We start from the raw sequence: 16,745 nt of genomic DNA on the forward strand, positions 1-16,745 counted from the left end.
CGGGCCGGGACCACCATGCCTCCAGCCGAGGAGCGCAAGGTCGTCTCGGTGCTGTTCTGCGACCTTGTCGGCTTCACCAGCGCGTCGGAGTCCGCCGATCCGGAGGACGTCCGCGGCTGGCTCGCGCCGTACCACTCGACCCTGCGCGACACCGTCGAGCGGTACGGCGGGACTGTCGAGAAGTTCGCCGGTGATGCGATCCTGGCGGTCTTCGGCGCACCGCGGTCCCGCGAGGACGACACCGAGCGTGCCGTCCGCGCGGGTCTCGCCGTCCTCGACGCGGTCGCGAAACTCGCACTCGAGGTTCGGATCGGCATCGAGACCGGCGAGGCGCTGGTTCAGCTAAATGCCCGCCCGGAGCTCGGCGAGCCGTTCGTCACCGGCCTGGTGGTGAACCTGGCCGCCCGCCTCCAAACCTCGGCCCCGATCGGCACCGTAGTCGTCGGCCCGGGCGCGCACGCCGCGACCAGCCGCGTCTTCGGCTACCGCGAACTCGAACCAGTCGTTGCCAAGGGCATCAGTCACCCGGTCGACCGCTGGCAGGCCGGTCCGCCGCGAGCCCGCTTCGGTGCCGATGTCCTTCGTGACCTCAGTACGCCGATGGTCGGCCGCGAGCGTGATCTCACCCTCGTGCGCACCACGTTCGAGAAGACCGTGGCCGAGCGGCAACCGCAGTTCATCACGCTCCTCGGCGAACCAGGTATCGGCAAGTCCCGCCTGGTCGCCGAGCTCGCGCGTGCCGTCGACGATCAGCTCGTCACCTGGCGCGAAGGGCGTTGCCTGCCGTACGGCGAAACGCCGTTCTGGCCGGTGGCCGAGATCATCAAGGCCCAGGCCGGCATTCTCGACACCGACCCGCTCACCGAGGTTGCGAACAAGCTGGACGCGATCCTGCCCGGTGATGCGGACCGGGCCTGGCTGCGGTCCCGGGTCGGTCCGCTAATCGGTGCCGAGAGCAACGATTCGGTCAGTCCGGAGGAGTCTTTCGCCGCCTGGCGGCAGGTGCTCGAAACGTTCGCAGACCACGGCCCCGCCGTACTGGTGTTTGAAGATCTGCATTGGGCGTCCGACGCGCTGCTCGCGTTCCTGGATCATCTGGCCGAGTGGCTGAGCGACCTCCCGTTGCTGATCATCGTCACCGCCCGTCCCGAGCTCCTCGAACGCGGCCCAGGCTGGACGCGCAACGCGTTGACGATCGGTGTCTCGCCGCTGACGGTCGCCGAGACCGAGCAGGTACTCGACCGGATGCTCGCCGGCCGGACGATCCCGCCCGAGACCCGCGACCTCCTGGTCCGGCGTGCCGACGGCAACCCGCTGTACGCCGAAGAACTCGCTCGGATGATGAACGAATGCGGCCCGGAGTTGCCCTGCGCCAGCAGCCTGCCGACCGGGATTGCCGCGATCATCGCTGCCCGGCTGGACTCCCTGGACCCGGATCGCAAGGCCCTGCTCGCGGATGCGGCCGTCATCGGTCGGGCCTTCTGGGCCGAGGCGGTGGCGGCGTTGTCGGGTCAGCCGGTTGAGCAGGTCATCCGCTCGTTGCAGGAGCTGGTTCGCAAGGAGCTCGTCCGCCCGGTCCGGCAGTCGTCGATGTCCGGGCAGCACGAATACCAGTTCTGGCATGCGCTGACCCGCGATGTCGCCTACAGCCAACTGCCCCGAGCTGGGCGGTCCGCGCGCCATCTCGCCGCGGCGGACTGGCTGGAGGAGCGATGCGGTGCGGTGCACGCCGACACCAGCAGCTCGGTCGCGCATCACCTGACGACCGCCCTCGACCTCGCCGTGGCACGTCACGATCAGGGCCAGATCGCGACGATCACGCCGAGAGCGCGCAGCTATCAACGCCGGGCCGCCGAGCTCGCGATGAACTTCGACACCGCGCAGGCGCTGACCCTCCTCGATCGTGCGCTCGCGCTGACCCCGGCCGACGACCCGGAGCGGCCTGAGGTGCTGACCCGCTGGGGCTGGGCGGCCTTCCTGGCCGGCCGGCTCGAGGATGCGCGGGCCGCTTACGACGCCGCGGTCGCCGGGTTCGAGGCGACGGGCGACATCGCCGGTACGGCGCGCGCGTTGCGAGCGTCGACGTACGTGATGAGCAACATGGCCGAGAGCATGGCGACGATCGACCGGGTAGTCGCGATGCTGACCGAGCTCGGGCCGAGCGAGGACCTGGTCGGTGCGCTGGCCGGACAAGCCAGTATCAAGATGGTGGCCAGCCGCCGGGGCGACTCGATCGACACGGCGAACCGGGCACTACGGATGGCCCGCGAGCACGGATACGCCGTACCGCTGCGAGCCCTTGAGTCACGCGGCCTGGCGCGAGTCGGGGAGGGCGACACCGGCGGTCTGGTCGACATGAAGGATGCGCTGGCCGCGCTGCTCGACGGCGGTAACGGGCGGGATGCGGCGGTGACGTGGCTCAACTACGGGTTCGTGCTGTGGCAGATCGAAGGGCCGGAGGTCGCGCTCGCGACACTGGCGGAGGCGCAGGAGTTCGCCGTACGGCGCGGGCTGGCCGAGCCGGAACAGCTGATGAACTGCACGGTCCTGGAGCTGCTCATGGAGACCGGCCAGACGGACGAGGTACTGCGGCGCTGTCGGGATCAGCTCGATCACCCGGGGCCGGCGTTCATCACGCTGCGGCGGATCGAGGTACTGGCCGCGCTGGCACACGCTGAGCTGGAGACCGGGGTTGCCGCGGGGCGGTCGTCGGCCGAGGAAGCGTATGAACTGGCCGTCGCGGCGGGGTGGCCGGACATCATCGCGGTCGCGGCTGCTCCCGCGGCCACTGGTCGGGCGCTGGACGGGGACCAGGAAGGTGTCCGCGAGATCCTCGACCGGCTGATTGGACTGACCGAGTTGCCGGGGAGTCATGAGCTTCCCGCTCGGGTGCCGACTCTCGTGCGCGCGGCTTTGGCGGTGGATCTGCCGGCTGAGGCCGCGGCGCTGACCGACGTACTGGTGCCGTTGCTGCCGATGCGGGAGTACGCCGTACTGACCGCGCAGGCGCTCCTTGCCGAGTACGCCGGGGAGTCCGCGGCCGACGGGTTTGCGCAGGCTGCCGCGAGCTGGGGGACGTTCGGGAACCGGTTCGAGCAGGAGCATGCGTTGCGGCGGGTCAGTACTCCTTCTTGAACGGACCCGACGTGCTGAGGTCGACCATGTTCGGGCCGGCCAGCACGCCACCCTCGACCGGCAAGGTGTGGCCGGTGATCCAGGAGGCGTCGTCGGAGGCGAGGAACGCGACTGCGGCCGCGATGTCCTCGGGCTCGCCGATCCGGCCCAGCGGGTAGAGCTGCTTGAACTTCTCCAGCGTCTCCTGCTGGTTGTCCCAGTTCGGCGTCCGAATGGTGCCGGGGGCAACGACATTGAAGCGGACGCCGAGCTTGCCGTAGCGGGCGGCGTAGTTCAGCGTCATCGCGATCTGACCGGCCTTGGCCGCCGAGTACTCGATATTGCCGAAGGCGGCCAGCCCGTTGACCGAGCTGATGGTGACCACGTTGCCGCGCGTCTCCACCAGGTGGGGCAGGGCTGCCTGGATGCAGCGCGAGGCGCCGACCAGCGTCAGGTCGAGCTGGCGGAACCAGTCCTCGTCGGTCGTGTCCTCGGGAACGCTCGTGACGATGCAGCCGCCGGCGTTGTTGACCACGACATCGAGCCGGCCGAATCGCTCGACCGCTGCGGCCACCGCGGCATCGACATCCTCGCGCTTCGTCACATCGGTGCGTACCCCGATCGCCCGGTCGCCGAGCTCGGCCGCGAGCTCCCCGATCTTGTCCTCCTGCAGATCGGTGATCACCACCGAACCGCCCTCGGCCACGAACCGCCGCACCACCGCGGCCCCGATTCCCTGCGCACCCGCCGTGACGAGTGCCACCCGCCCCTCGAACCGCACCTAGTCCTCCAGCACTCGATCGACCTTCTCGTCCGCCACCCGGCGGTCGAGCTTCGTGGGGTCCAGGTTGCGGCACAAGACGATCGAGCCGCCACCGGTGATGACCCCGATCAAGACCCTAAGTCCGTCGCGGGTCGTCAGCTCCCGAGTGGTCAGAATCCGGTCGGCGATCGGCTCCGCCGTACTGATCAGGTCGGCGTGGGTGAGTTCGTCGTACGCCGAAGAGTCAGCGGTCGGGGAGTCGAACGGGACGAACACGTCGGGGTGGTTGTAGACCTCGGCCCCGTAGTCGTGGACGCCGGCCGGCAGCGGTTCGCGGAACCGCCCACCGAGGGGGAGCAACGCGGAAGCGATCGTCTCGCGCTCGCCGGTGGCGGTGAAATCGGGGCCGGTGATCGCGAGCGTGCCGGTCTTCGACGTCAACGAGGCCCCGGCCGACCAGGTCGCGAGCGCCCAGACCACCCCGAGCCAGTGCGGCGGCAGTCCGATCGCGACAGTCTCACCCGCCTCCAGGTCGTACTCGTCGACGAGCAGGTTGGCGGTCTTGGCCACCCAGTTCGCCGTCGTCAGCGCGCTGAGCTCGATCCGCTCACCCGTCTCGTCGTCGTAGTAGGTCAGCAGCGGACCGGCGCCGTCCCGGCGGACCGCAGCGGCGAAAACCTCGGGCAGAACCTGTGACATATGGCCCAGCCTACGGTCCGGATCCCGACGTAGCTTGAGAGGGGACTAATCGAAAGAAGGCTGGTCATGGTTCCGCAGTTGGAGATGCCCGCGGGCGGCGAATGGGTCGTGATCCTGATCGTCGTGGTGCTGCTGTTCGGTGCGAACAAGCTCCCCGAACTCACCCGCGGCGCCGCCCAGGCGCTCAAGGAGTTCAAGAAGGTCCAGAACGAGGACGAGCAGGATCCGGCCATCGAGGCTGCGCAGAAGTCGGAGAGCCGGCCCTAACGACAGGATGTGTCGGCCCGCCGAGAGGTTGGCGGCCGCGCCGTGAGCGGGCGGGCTCGCGGCGCGGCCCCACACCTCCTGTCGGTGGTGTCGCCAAGTCGGCCCGGTGGGGTGATCACCTAGGGTCGAGGCATGCTGATTCTTGGCGGCCTGGGGTTGATCCTCGTGCTGACTGTTGCCACCGGCTACTTCGTGGCGCAGGAGTTCTCGTTCGTGGCGGTGGACCGGAACCGGCTGCAGACGTTGGCGGACGGCGGTGATGCGGCGGCGGTGCGGGCGTTGAAGGTGACGTCCCGGTTGTCGTTCGTGTTGTCGGGGTCACAGGTCGGGATCACGGTGACGGCGTTGCTGGCCGGGTACTTCGCGGAGCCGTATCTGGGCGAGGGGCTCGAGGGGGTGCTCGGGTCGGCCGGGGTTCCGGAGGCCGTGAGTGTTTCGGTGTCGGTGATCGCCGCGCTACTGCTGGCGACGGTGATCCAGATGGTGCTGGGTGAGCTGGCGCCGAAGAACCTGGCGATCGCGAAGGCGGAGGCGATCGCGCTGCGGTTGTCGCGGTCGACCCTGCTGTACCTGACCGTCGCCGGGCCGATCATCCGCGTGTTCGACGCCGCCTCGAACCGGATTCTGCGCCGGGTCGGGATCGAACCGGTCGAGGAACTGCCGCAGGGTGCGACCGCGCAGGAGCTGGACCGGATCATCGTCTCGTCGTACGAGCAGGGGTTGCTCGACGAGGACACGATGCGGTTGCTCGACCGCGGTCTGGACTTCCGTGGGCGGATCGCCGACGAGGCGATGCGGCCGCGGGTCGACGTGATCACCGTGCACCAGGATGAGCCGCTGACGCGCGTGGTCGAGCTGCAGGACACCGGGCACAGCCGGTTCCCGGTGATCGCGGGTTCGGTCGACGAGGTGGTCGGCGTGATCGCGATCGGCGACGTCGTCGAGGTCGAACCGGCCGACCGCGCGCACGTGACCGTCGGCTCACTCGCTTCGCCGCCGGTCGTCGTACCGTCCACGCTTCCAGTTCCCGTCGTACTGGAACGGCTCCGGACGGCGCACCGCCAGCTCGCGATCGTGGTCGACGAGTACGGCGGTTTCGCGGGCATCGTCACGCTGGAGGACATCGCCGAGGAGTTGGTTGGCGCGATTCGGGATGAGGACGATCTGCCGGAGACCTCGCCGGTCCAGGGCGGTGAAGGTTCGTGGGTACTGCCCGCGCGGTGGCGGCTCGACGAGGTCGAGGAGGCGACCGGGGTGGCGCTGCCTTCGTCCGACGATTACGAGACCGTGTCCGGACTGGTGATGGCGCGACTCGGCCGGATCCCGGTGGTCGGTGACGAGATCATCGTGGAGCTCCCACACCGGTTCGACCACGAGGGGCGGCCGATTCCGGTGGAGTTCGTCAGGCTCGTCGTACAGACGTTGGAACGCCGGGTGCCCGGTCTCGTCGGGATGGAGCGGGTGGCATGAGTACGACGCTCGCTCTCATCATCTCGGTCGGATTGCTGGCGCTGAACGGGTTCTTCGTGGCGGCCGAGTTCGCGCTGGTCGCGTCCAAACGGCATCGGCTCGAGGAGGTCGCCGCGTCGGGGAGCCGGTCGGCGCGGGCTGCGATCGCGGGGATCAGTGAGTTGTCGCTGATGCTCGCGGGTGCGCAGCTCGGGATCACGTTGTGCACGCTGGGGCTGGGCTCGCTGAGTGAGCCGGCGGTCGCGCATCTGCTGCATCCGTTGTTCGAGCTGGCGCACATCCCCGAGGGCGTGGGTCATGTGATCGCGCTGATCATCGCGGTCGGCGGGATCGGTCTGCTGCATGTGCTGCTCGGTGAGATGGCGCCGAAGTCGTGGGCGATCAGCAACCCCGAGCGGGCGGCTCAGGCGCTGGCGCTGCCCTTCCGCGGTTTCACGTACGTCGTTCGCCCGCTCCTGCTCGCGCTCAACTGGATCGCCAACCTGTGCGTCCGCCTCGTCGGCGTCACCCCGCAGAACGAATTAGCCAGCGCCCACGGCCCCGACGAACTCCGCTTGCTGATCGAGTCGTCCCGCGACCACGGCACGTTGGAGGCCCCGGAACACGACCTCCTGACCGCGATGCTCGCCCTGCAAAACATCACCATCGCCCAGGTCATGGTCCCAATGAATCGCCTAGCCACCGTCGTCTCCACCGCCTCGGCCCGCGACGTAGAACTAACCAGCCGCCGCGAAGGCCGCTCCCGCCTAGCCGTCATGACCGGTACGACGATCTGCGGCATCGTCCACGTCCGAGACGCCGCCCGAGCCACCACCACAGGCGGTACGACGCTCCGAGCCGCCGACCTGATGACGGCCCCCCTCGACCTGGCCCCCGACACCCCCGTAGCCACCGCCATCCGCACCATGCGAGACCACCGCTCTCAGTTGGCCGTCGTCTGCACCGGCGCTGAGCCGCTAGGCGTAGTAGCCCTGGAAGACTTGCTGGAACAGGTCATCGGCGAGTTCGACGACGAAACCGACCCCATCGTCAGCGCCGCGGCAAAATCACCGGACCGCCAGTCCCCGGATGCGCCCACACCTCCACCGGATGCCGATAAACCTCACTAAGCAACTCAGCCGTCAACACCACCCCCGGCGGCCCATCCGCAACAACCTTCCCACCCGAAAGCACCACCACCCGATCCGCATAACCAGCCGCCAAATTCAGGTCATGCACAACAACCACCACCGCATCCCCGCCACCACCCGCGTGGTCGGGGGAGGCAGTGTGATGAGGCGCAGTCGCCGGCGGTCGAGGCACGTGGTTCGGCGCGGAGTAGGAGTCGCCGCCAAGCGAGTCTGTGCCGCTGAGCTCGCCTGCGCCGGCGGACGTGCCCGCGGCGCCGGAGGTGTGTGCGGGAGGTGGAGGCACGTGACGTGAGCTGGACTGGGAAGCGCAAGTGGGCGGGCTCTCGACACCTCCGTCAACCGCATCAGCCGACGCGCCGCGTTCGGGGCGACCACTTCCTGCGACGCAGCCACCCTCAACCGCATCAGCCGACGCGCTGCCCTTGGGTCCAGCACTCCCCGCGACACCGCCCTCGCCAATCGCATCGGCGTGGGCGGCGCGAGTTCGCGCTAGTTGGAGGACTGCTTCTTGGTGGTGGAGGTCCAACGCGGCAGTTGGTTCGTCGAGGAGCAGCAGTTGCGCCTGTTGGGCGAGGGCTCGGGCTAGGGAGACTCGGGCTCGTTCGCCGCCGGAGAGGGAGCTGAACACTCGGTCGCGGAACTCGGTGATGTCGGCGGTCTCCAAGGCAGCTTGTACGGCGGGTTCGTCGTCGTCCGCTCGGGTGGTCCCGTACCAGGGGGCGCGGCCCATGGCGACCAGGTCGGCGACGGTGAAGGGGAAGGAGATGGTTGCTTGCTGCAACATCACGGCTCGGCGCATCGCGGTTTCGACGGGGGACCAGTGGGTGAGGGGTTGGCCGGCCAGGTGGACTGTTCCCGCGTCGGGGGTGTGGTCGCCGGAGAGGACGCTGAGGAGGGTGGACTTGCCGGCGCCGTTGGGACCTACCAACGCGAGTACCTCGCCGGTGCGGATGGACAGGCTGACCCCGTCGAGGATGCGGGTACCGCCGAGGGTGAGCGACACGTCGAGCGCCTCGGCGATCGTCGTACCGGTTGGCAGGCGGCACGGGAGTCGGCGCCTCATCCCCAGCCTCCTTGGCGGGTGCGGGTGCGGCGCAGGAGCCAGAAGAAGAACGGGGCGCCGACGAGTGAGGTGATCATGCCGATCGGCAGATCAGCGTTGCGTATCAACGTTCGGGCCAGCAGATCCGCGACGATCACCAGCACGGCACCGCCCAGCGCACTGGCTGGGAGCAGCAGGCGGTGCCCTGGGCCGGCGACCATTCGGATCAGGTGCGGTACGACCAGACCGACGAAGCCGATGATTCCCGAGAACGCGACGCTCGCCCCGACCAGCAGGGCGACGACGACGATCACGGTCAGCCGCAGGCGCTCGACGTCCACGCCGAGGTGTCCCGCCGACCGATCACCCAGTGACAGCAGGTCCAAGCGCCGAGCCAGTACGACGGATGCGATCAGCCCGGCGATGGTGAACGGCAGAACCGCGCTCACGGCCGGCCAGGTGGCGCCGTTCAGGCTGCCGAGTTGCCAGAAGACGAGTTGCTCGCGGGCGCTCGTGTTCGCGATGAAGGTGGCGAACGAGATCAGCGTGAAGGCCAACGAGTTCACCGCGATCCCGGTCAGCACGAGCGTGACCACCTCGGTACGCCCGGCGGCTCGCGACAACGAGTGCACGAGCAACGTCGTACCGAGGCCGGTGATGAACGCAGCCGTCGCGATCGTCCAGTTGCCGAGGTACGTCACCCCGGTCACGATGACGAGCGAGGCCCCGACCGCAGCTCCCGACGACACCCCGACCACCGACGGCTCGGCCAACGGGTTCCCGAAGACGCCCTGCATCAATGCGCCCGCGGTCGCCAGCGAGGCACCGACCAGTACGGCGAGCGCGACCCGCGGGAACCGCACCTTCCACAGCGCGTTGTCCCCCTGCGGATGACTGGGCATCGGACCAACATCCAGACCTATTCGGTGCAGTAGTGAACCGATGATCTCGGCCGGCGGGATCCGGAGCTGCCCGATTCCCGCGGCCACGATCACCAGCACGACCAACGCAACGGTCAGTAAGCCGAGCAGGCCAACCGAACGTAACCGGCTCAAGGCGTGTAGACCGCCTTGGCGAGGGCGGCGACGGTCCGGCCGGTGCGCGGGCCGAAGCCGAGGAGTTCGGTGTCGTTCATGTCGATGATCCGGCGGTGCTGACCGGCCGGTGTCTGACCGAGCCCGGGCAGTTTGAGCAGCCCGTCAACCCCCTTCACCGACTTCAGCCCCTCGGTCATCACGATGATCACCTCGGGTTGCGCCCGGATCAGCGCCTCGCTCGTCAGCGGCACGAACGACTTGTCCAGCCCGATATCCGTCCCGGTGTCGATCCCGCCGATCGCCTTGATCATCGCGTCCGCGCCGGAACCCGGACCGCTCATCAGATACACCCCCGCCGTACCGCGGATGTACAGGAACGTCATCCGCAGCGCCTTCCTTTGATGTCCGAGTCCACCACTTGGCGCCAAAGCCAGGGCAGACGTGATCTCGGCCGACGTCCGCTTGACCAGCTCCTCACCACGCTCCGGTACGCCGAGCGCGCCCGCGACCGCGCGGATCTGACTCGGCATCCCGTCCATGGTCCGGGCGTCGGAGAAGAAGATCACCGGTACGCCGGATGCTCGCAACTGCTCGATCACTTCGGGCGGCCCGATGCTCTTGTCGGTCAGTACGACGGTCGGGTCCAGCGACAGGATCGCCTCCGCGTTCAGGTCGTGGGCGCTCGGCGTGACCTTGGGCAAATGAGCCGCTTCGGGGAACCCGGTCGACGTGTCCCGGCCGACGACCTTGTCGCCCAGCCCGAGGCTGAACACGATCTCGGCCAGGGTGCCGTAGAGGTCGACCGCGATGATCCGGCTGGCGTCCTTGACCTGCACCTGCTTGCCGTCACACGACTTCACGTCCACCGGCAGCTTCGGCTGGGCCGTCGACGCAACCGGGTGGATCGCGTGGTCGGTCAGCGTCGCCGTGGCCGGCCCGGTCAGTGTGTGCGGGTCCGCGCCGGTAGCCGATGCTGTGGTTGCCTTGGGCAATGGCTTGCCGTCGCCATCCGTGGTGACGGCGAAACCCTTGACTGGTGGGCGGCAGGCATCGACAGCGGTCGGCTGCTCAGCCGAGGCGGCCGGTCCGGCGCATCCGACGGCGACGAGCAGTAGCAGTACGACGAGGATCGCCGTACGGGAGACGCGGGACAGGTCGAGTGTCACGACGCGACCTGAGGGTAGTGGGGGAGGACCTGTTCGGCGAGCTCGGTCAGTACGTCGATGTTGTAGCGGTAGGCAACCAGTACCTCGTCCAGGACCTGCTGCTGTTCGGTCTCGTCGAACGGCGTCTCGTCCAGCAATCGCCGGTAGTTCTCGCGGAACGGCTTCGGGGAGATCTTGTCGAAGACGTAGAACCGTACGCCGTCCCCACCGGGCACCAGACCGTAGTGCGTCGCGACCTGGCGGCCGATCGACTGGCCGCCGGCGATGTCGCCGAGGTAGCGGACGTAGTGGTGCGCGATGAAGCCGCCGGGCCAGGTGGCGAGCTCTCTGAGCCGCTCGGCGTAGCGGATTGTCTGCGGTGTCGGCTCTGGGATCGGGAGACCGCGAGCCTTGAGGTGCTCGAGGTCGGCCTGCAACCACTCGCGGCGGTACAGGTCCGGGAAGACGAAACGGCCGGCGATCGGGTCGTCGGCGAGTTGTTCGCCGAGCTCCTCGAGGGCGCGGTAGATCACCGCGTGCTGGGCGACCAGAGCGGCGTACCCGCTCAGGTCGAGGTGCCCCTTGGTCAGGGCAGCGAGGTAGGCGCTCGCACCGGTGTCGCGGTGCATGAGCTGACTGCGTTCCCGGAAGCGTTGCGAGAACGGCGGCTGAGCGGTGGCCGACGGGCCCGATTGTGGGGTCACCTGAGTTAGGTTAGCCTAACCAAACTGAATTAGGTGAGGAGTTCGGTGTGAGATTCCGGGTGGGGCTGTTGCTGGCCGTCGTGGGGGCGGTCGTTCTTTCGCCGCTGACCGCGCAGGCGGCGAGCGGACCGAACGGGCAGACCGTGACCGCATCGGTGACGACCGGGCTGAACCCGGCCGGCACCAAGGTGACCGTGCGCGGCAGTGGATTCGACCTGTCCAAGGGCATCTACGTCGCCTTCTGCGTAAACAAGGGCCCAGGGCAACTACCTTCACCGTGTCTCGGTGGGGTGGACATGAAGGGCGAGTCCGGTTCGTCGGTGTGGATCTCGTCGAACCCACCGTCGTACGGCGAGGGGCTGGCGCGGCCGTTCACGCAGTCGGGTGGCAAGGGTTCGTTCGAGGTGCAGTTGACCGTGAAGGCCAGGGACCAGTTCACCAACTGCCTCGACAAGAAGGCGGCTCCGCTCGGCTGTGCCATCGGCACCCGAGCCGACCACACGCGAACGGCGGACCGAAGCGCCGACGTCCTCATCCCAGTCACCTTCATCGGTGCGGGTAGCACCCAACCGTCTGGTCAGCCCACCACTAGCAGTCCAACGAACTCGAACAACAACACCAGCGGCGGCAAGGACGACAAGCCGACCGGCAGTCTCGCGAACACCGGCGGCCTGGCCATCGGCTTCGCCATCGCTGCCGTCGTACTGCTCGGCGGTGGCGCCGCCCTCGTCCTGGCCACCCGCCGCAAGACCGCCAAGAAGGAGACCCCGGCATGACCCGCCGCCCCGACCGCGCAACCTCGAGCCTCGGTTTCGCAACGTCGCGGGGTGTTCGGCGCCGCCGTGCCGCAGTCGTGATCGCTGCCTCGGGCCTCACCCTCGCGGCCCTCGCGCCGAGCGCGTTCGCAGCACCCGCGTCGGACGACGCCTCCGCCGACACGCCCGCGACGACCACCCCCGCTCCCGCGACGACCACCCCCGCACCGGCGCCGGGCGCGCAGGTGTTCACTCCGAAGATCGAGGTGTCTAAGACGGCTGACATCACACCGGGTGAGGAACTGGTGGTGAAGGGGTCTGGGTTTGATCCGGCGGCGAATGTCTCGTTGCGGCCGCCGGTGACTGTTGGGCAACCGGCTGGCGTGTATGTGGTGTTCGGGTCGTTCGCCGAGAACTGGCAGCCTTCGACTGGGGCGGATGCGACGACTCGGACGTTGCTCGACACGAAGTGGGCGGTGCCGCAGCCGTCGTACGACCAGGTTTCGACGGACTTTCCGGCGCAGAAGCCGCGGATGGTTTTGCTGAACCCGGATGGCACGTTCGAGTTGACGGTGAAGACGAAGAAGGTCGCGGAGAATCCGCGCAACTACGGCGTTTACACGTATCCGGGCGGCGGTGCGGTTAACGCGGCGCACGAGCTTGGCGTGAAGGTGACGTTTGCGGGGGACACCCCGCCGACCACCCCGCCACCGCCGGTCGGTTCGCTCGATTGGGGGCTCAAGGCATCGTTCCGCACGTACGTCGAGGGACCGATCGCGCATGGGTCGATCGCCGTGCAGGCGCCCGCGAGTCGTCGTACCGACGGGTCGTTCCGGTTTGCGAATGGGACCGGTACGGCGGACAAGGTGGGCTTCGAAGGTGGGGTGTATTTCAAGGGGCACGAGGCGCAGGCGGGGAATCCGCTGCTTGAAGTGACCGTGCGCGACCTGCGGATCGCGCTCAACGGGAGTACCGGGAAGATCATCGCCGACGTGGTCAGCAAGAGCCTGGAGACTGGGCAGCCGACGACGTACGACGACGTGGAGCTCGCGGCGCTCGACTTCGCGACCACGCCGGTGGAGATCAAGGACGGCGTCGCCACGGTCGTCGGTGCGCCGGCGACGCTGACTTCGGCTGGTGTTCCCGCGTTCGCCGGCTTCTACGCGGCTGGTACGGCGCTCGATCCGGTCAGCTTCACGGTTCGGCTGAGTACGACGCCGACCTGGCAGCCGAAGGTCGACGTACTGGGACCGGACGGCAAGCCGCTGGGTACGGTTCCGGCGGCTGGTGTGGTGGCGACGGTTCGGGGCAGCGGCTTCGACCCGGCGTCGAACCTGTCGACCCGGCCGCCGGTGACGCCTGGCAAGCCTGCTGGTGTGTATGTGGTGTTCGGCAGCTTCGACAAGATCTGGCGACCGTCCGAGGGGGCGCCGGCTGGCGCGCGCCGCGTGCTCGATCAGAAGTGGGCACTGCCGGATGCGTCCCGCCCAGGGGCGGATCCCGCGTTCGTGACGCTGAACCCGGACGGCACTTTCGAGGCCAAGCTGAACGTGAAGCCGGCTGACACCGCATCGGGCACGTACGGCATCGCGACGTACGCGGCCGGTGGTGCTGCCCCGAATGCGTCGCAGGAACTGCTCAAGCCGATCGTCTTCGGTGGCGGCACGGCTGTGCTCACCGTCGAGCCGCATGCTGATTTGAGTGACGAGCAGACCGTCCGGGTCAAGGGCGCGGGCTACGCGCCGAACCGTGCGCTGTACGTCGCTCAGACGCCACGAGGGACGTCAGGTTCGTCGAACCCCTCGCCGTTCTCCGGGGCGCAGCGGGTGGTGACGACGGCGGCGGGGACGTTCGAGACCTCCGTGCAGACGGCTGTGACGTTCACCAATGAGGGCGTGAAGATCGACTGCAAGGCGGTGGCTTGCTACCTCGCGAGCTTCAACTCACCGCTTGCCTCGGACAACGAAGTGATCGACCTGCGCGGGGATCGGACGCAGGACGTCTTCCGCACGATCACCTTCAAGACCCCTGGACCGCAGCCGGTGCTGCCGGTTGTGACGAGTCAGCCTAAGGGTTTGGTTGTCGTTGCTGGCGGCAACGTTGAGTTCACGGCGGCGGCGACCGGTACGCCGGTTCCGACTGTGCAGTGGGAGCGTAGCGGTGACGAGGGGAAGACTTGGACGCCGATCGCGTCGCCGTCTGCGGTGACGACCGCGTTGAAGCTGGACGCCGTACAGGCTGCTGACAATGGGGCGCGGTTCCGGGCGGTGTTCAGCAATGCAGCCGGGTCGGCGACGTCGGCCGCTGCTGTGCTGACGGTGGCTGGGGCTGATCCTCATGTTGCGGTGACATCGGCTGTGAAGCAGGGCAGTGAATTGGTTGCCGAGGGCAGCGGATTCCCGGCGGGGCAGAAGGTGTCGGCTGCGGTGGATGCCGCGACGGATGCGCCGGAATTGAGCTTCAGCAACGCGAACGGCCAGACGGTGACCGTCAGCTCGGCGAACGGCAAGGCGCTATCGGTTGCCGGTGGCAAGCTCGTGCTGACTTCCGGTGCCCAGCTCGCGATCAAGGTCAGCGGGTTGCGGAACAGTCGCGAGAACACGGCCGCGGCGCCGAACGGGTTCTACGTGATGACGGCGGTCGACAACGGTGCTGGACAGACCGCATCGCCCGCGATCGGTGGTGCCGACATGACCGGCAAGAGCGGGCAGTCCGCGTGGATCACCAACTATCCGTACGCCGGTTCCGAGAACATCGTCGTACGAATCGGGACCGATCTGGTCGCTCGAACGACTGTCACGGTGGCCTCGAAGGACGACTTGACCGACTGCACGAAGACCGCGCGCGGCTGCGTGCTGTACCTGCGCGCGGATCACCGATCGACGGCGAACCGGGCGTTCGACGTACGGGTGCCGTTGGAGTTCGGCGCGGCCACGGCTGCGGCCGTTGGTACGACCGTGGGCGAGCAGGAGGCGGACGCGGCCGGCAAGGTCCGCTTCGCCTGGAAGGTACCGACCGACTTCCCCGTCGGCAAACACGTCCTAACGCTGACAGGTCCTGCGGGACTAACCGCCTCAGCAAACTTCTCGGTCTCCTCGGCAGCCACGCCGACACCCACACCCACGCCAACCCCGACGCCCACGGTCGCGCCGACCACGACGCAGCCGCCGGTCACCGACACACCAACCAAGCCGACAGGCTCCCTCGCCAACACCGGTGGTGCGGGCATCTGGCTCCCGATCGGAGGCGGCGTACTGCTGCTAGCCGGTCTGCTCCTCACCCTCGCCACCCGAAGGAAGCAGGCATGACGCACCCATTCACCCCAGAGATCGTCGAGGCAGTGCTCAAGCACATGAACGCCGACCACGGCGGCCACTCCCTGGAGATCGTCCAGATCCTAGGCAACCAGCCCGACGCCACCGCCGCAGAGCTCACCGCCCTAGACCCGACCGCCGCCGTCTTCACAGCCCAGGTAGCCGGCCGCCCGGTAGAAGTCCGCATCCCCTGGTCCGAACCAATCACCGACCGCCCCCAGTTCCGCTCCGAATTCGCCCGCATGCACCAACAAACCCAACCCCAATAACCCCCGCCACCCGGACCTTGAGCACGGTTCAACCGCCTCGGTGGCGGGCAGGTGGTTGGTGGGTGCTCAAGGTGATTACCGGCTCGCGTTCTCGGGGTTCTCGGGGGTTTCTGGCGCGTTAGTCGGAACGCAATCGGCGCCTGGACCCGAAGAAGTTCCGACTAACGCAAGACTCGAGCATCACGCACCTCAGCCACAGCCCGTCAGCCCTAGACGACGTGGAGCCGCGGTCGCCGGCCTCGCCAACCAGCCCAGCCACACACGTGGCCCGCCCTCTGGTTTCTGTCGGCCGCCGTCGGCGGTCGAGTCGAGGTACAGGCCCGAAAGGACTCGGCCGGGGACGTCCGCTGTGGCTGATCGCCACTCCCGGCCGACCAAAAAGACAGCGTGGCTGAGCGCCGCGGTGGCTCAGGTGGATGGCGAGGTCGGCGACCGCGGCTTCACGTCGCCTGGGGTTACCGGGCTGTGGTTGCCGTGCGAGAGAGGCCTGCTGACAGTTGGACCGCGCCGCGCCTCACCAAACCGCGCCTTCACCACCCCGCGCCTGACCAAACCGCGCCGCGCCTCGCCAAACCGCGCGCTCACCACCGCGCGCCTGGCCAATCCGCGCCGCGCGCTGACCAAACCGCGCCTCACCGCCCCGCGCCTCACCAAACCGCGCCTCACCAAACCGGGCCGGGCCTCGTCGTGTGGGCAGTGCGGTGATGCGTTGGGCGGTACTTTTTTCGAGGGATAGCGCCCCAAAGTTGCCGACCGACGCAACCTCAGCCGCCGGAACGTCCGACGATCCGGAGACCACGCCTGTGGGTCCTTCGGACGTTGCGGCAGCGGGGAGCCGGATGCCGCAGAGGCGAGCGTTAGCAAACGGCTTTGGGGCTCGCCTACCGGGATTGTGGGATGGTCGATCGGATTCTGGGGAGGTGGGCTCAGTTGGTGGGTTCACCCCAAGGCCGGTTAGTTAGTGGTCAGGGTGGTGTGTCAAGGATGTCGATGGTGATGGTGGCTTTGTAGGTGGTGCGGTTGATTTTTGCTTGTT

Annotated in this window: 13 protein-coding genes; 7 read left to right on the forward strand and 6 right to left on the reverse strand. The window is 68.2% G+C overall.

Annotation, left to right across the window (positions count from 1 at the left end; genetic code table 11):
- The first annotated feature begins 15 nt into the window (after positions 1 to 15).
- The gene (locus ACFTSF_RS35240; protein WP_380159171.1) at positions 16 to 3,135 is read left to right on the forward strand and encodes an ATP-binding protein; all 3,120 of its coding nucleotides are present in this window, start codon (positions 16 to 18) and stop codon (positions 3,133 to 3,135) included.
- Here the strand turns inward: ACFTSF_RS35240 and ACFTSF_RS35245 are convergent.
- Positions 3,119 to 3,895 (reverse strand): SDR family NAD(P)-dependent oxidoreductase, encoded by a 777-nt coding sequence (locus ACFTSF_RS35245; protein WP_380159173.1) that lies wholly within the window; start codon positions 3,893 to 3,895, stop codon positions 3,119 to 3,121. The two genes, ACFTSF_RS35240 and ACFTSF_RS35245, sit on opposite strands and share 17 nt — an antisense overlap.
- The gene (locus ACFTSF_RS35250; RefSeq protein ID WP_380159175.1) at positions 3,896 to 4,576 is read right to left on the reverse strand and encodes a TIGR03089 family protein; all 681 of its coding nucleotides are present in this window, start codon (positions 4,574 to 4,576) and stop codon (positions 3,896 to 3,898) included. It lies immediately after the preceding gene.
- 66 nt (positions 4,577 to 4,642) lie between these two features.
- Here ACFTSF_RS35250 and ACFTSF_RS35255 point away from each other — a divergent pair, with 66 nt between their 5' ends.
- From ACFTSF_RS35255 to ACFTSF_RS35265, 3 genes are all read left to right on the forward strand, one after another.
- Positions 4,643 to 4,843 carry a twin-arginine translocase TatA/TatE family subunit gene (locus tag ACFTSF_RS35255; RefSeq protein ID WP_344157458.1) on the forward strand — a complete coding sequence of 67 codons (201 nt, stop codon included), beginning with the start codon at positions 4,643 to 4,645 and terminating at the stop codon, positions 4,841 to 4,843.
- A 132-nt stretch (positions 4,844 to 4,975) separates the two neighbouring features.
- A complete protein-coding gene (locus ACFTSF_RS35260; protein WP_380159177.1) occupies positions 4,976 to 6,313 on the forward strand; it encodes a hemolysin family protein in 1,338 nt (445 codons plus the stop codon).
- The gene (locus ACFTSF_RS35265) at positions 6,310 to 7,422 is read left to right on the forward strand and encodes a hemolysin family protein (RefSeq protein ID WP_380159179.1); all 1,113 of its coding nucleotides are present in this window, start codon (positions 6,310 to 6,312) and stop codon (positions 7,420 to 7,422) included. Before ACFTSF_RS35260 ends, ACFTSF_RS35265 begins: the two co-directional genes overlap by 4 nt.
- On the opposite strand, the gene ACFTSF_RS35270 is transcribed toward ACFTSF_RS35265, so the two are convergent.
- Genes ACFTSF_RS35270 through ACFTSF_RS35285 form a run of 4 tightly spaced genes read right to left on the reverse strand, consistent with a single transcriptional unit; the run spans position 7,343 to position 11,371 of the window.
- Positions 7,343 to 8,506 carry an ATP-binding cassette domain-containing protein gene (locus ACFTSF_RS35270; RefSeq protein WP_380159181.1) on the reverse strand — a complete coding sequence of 388 codons (1,164 nt, stop codon included), beginning with the start codon at positions 8,504 to 8,506 and terminating at the stop codon, positions 7,343 to 7,345. The genes ACFTSF_RS35265 and ACFTSF_RS35270 overlap by 80 nt on opposite strands.
- A complete protein-coding gene (locus ACFTSF_RS35275) occupies positions 8,503 to 9,540 on the reverse strand; it encodes a FecCD family ABC transporter permease (RefSeq protein ID WP_380159183.1) in 1,038 nt (345 codons plus the stop codon). Before ACFTSF_RS35275 ends, ACFTSF_RS35270 begins: the two co-directional genes overlap by 4 nt.
- Positions 9,537 to 10,688 carry a hemin ABC transporter substrate-binding protein gene (locus ACFTSF_RS35280; RefSeq protein WP_380159185.1) on the reverse strand — a complete coding sequence of 384 codons (1,152 nt, stop codon included), beginning with the start codon at positions 10,686 to 10,688 and terminating at the stop codon, positions 9,537 to 9,539. The genes ACFTSF_RS35275 and ACFTSF_RS35280 overlap by 4 nt, the downstream gene beginning before the upstream one ends.
- Complete coding sequence (locus tag ACFTSF_RS35285) at positions 10,685 to 11,371, reverse strand: heme oxygenase (biliverdin-producing) (protein WP_380159187.1); 687 nt, start codon at positions 11,369 to 11,371, stop codon at positions 10,685 to 10,687. The genes ACFTSF_RS35280 and ACFTSF_RS35285 overlap by 4 nt, the downstream gene beginning before the upstream one ends.
- A 47-nt stretch (positions 11,372 to 11,418) precedes the next feature.
- Here ACFTSF_RS35285 and ACFTSF_RS35290 point away from each other — a divergent pair, with 47 nt between their 5' ends.
- The 3 genes from ACFTSF_RS35290 to ACFTSF_RS35300 are packed head-to-tail and all read left to right on the forward strand — an operon-like array spanning position 11,419 to position 15,709.
- A complete protein-coding gene (locus tag ACFTSF_RS35290) occupies positions 11,419 to 12,147 on the forward strand; it encodes a hypothetical protein (protein WP_380159189.1) in 729 nt (242 codons plus the stop codon).
- The gene (locus ACFTSF_RS35295) at positions 12,144 to 15,434 is read left to right on the forward strand and encodes an HtaA domain-containing protein (RefSeq protein ID WP_380159191.1); all 3,291 of its coding nucleotides are present in this window, start codon (positions 12,144 to 12,146) and stop codon (positions 15,432 to 15,434) included. The genes ACFTSF_RS35290 and ACFTSF_RS35295 overlap by 4 nt, the downstream gene beginning before the upstream one ends.
- The gene (locus tag ACFTSF_RS35300; RefSeq protein ID WP_380159193.1) at positions 15,431 to 15,709 is read left to right on the forward strand and encodes a DUF2470 domain-containing protein; all 279 of its coding nucleotides are present in this window, start codon (positions 15,431 to 15,433) and stop codon (positions 15,707 to 15,709) included. The genes ACFTSF_RS35295 and ACFTSF_RS35300 overlap by 4 nt, the downstream gene beginning before the upstream one ends.
- Positions 15,710 to 16,745: the final 1,036 nt, after the last annotated feature.

This window comes from Kribbella sp. NPDC056951 (assembly GCF_042674205.1).
Taxonomy (GTDB): domain Bacteria; phylum Actinomycetota; class Actinomycetes; order Propionibacteriales; family Kribbellaceae; genus Kribbella; species Kribbella yunnanensis.

Coding starts and splice junctions, on each gene's coding strand:
- ACFTSF_RS35240 (WP_380159171.1), top strand. CDS start 16: ATGCCTCCAGCCGAGGAGCGCAAGGTCGTCTCGGTGCTGTTCTGCGAC.
- ACFTSF_RS35250 (WP_380159175.1), bottom strand. CDS start 4,576: ATGTCACAGGTTCTGCCCGAGGTTTTCGCCGCTGCGGTCCGCCGGGAC.
- ACFTSF_RS35255 (WP_344157458.1), top strand. CDS start 4,643: ATGGTTCCGCAGTTGGAGATGCCCGCGGGCGGCGAATGGGTCGTGATC.
- ACFTSF_RS35260 (WP_380159177.1), top strand. CDS start 4,976: ATGCTGATTCTTGGCGGCCTGGGGTTGATCCTCGTGCTGACTGTTGCC.
- ACFTSF_RS35265 (WP_380159179.1), top strand. CDS start 6,310: ATGAGTACGACGCTCGCTCTCATCATCTCGGTCGGATTGCTGGCGCTG.
- ACFTSF_RS35270 (WP_380159181.1), bottom strand. CDS start 8,506: ATGAGGCGCCGACTCCCGTGCCGCCTGCCAACCGGTACGACGATCGCC.
- ACFTSF_RS35295 (WP_380159191.1), top strand. CDS start 12,144: ATGACCCGCCGCCCCGACCGCGCAACCTCGAGCCTCGGTTTCGCAACG.
- ACFTSF_RS35300 (WP_380159193.1), top strand. CDS start 15,431: ATGACGCACCCATTCACCCCAGAGATCGTCGAGGCAGTGCTCAAGCAC.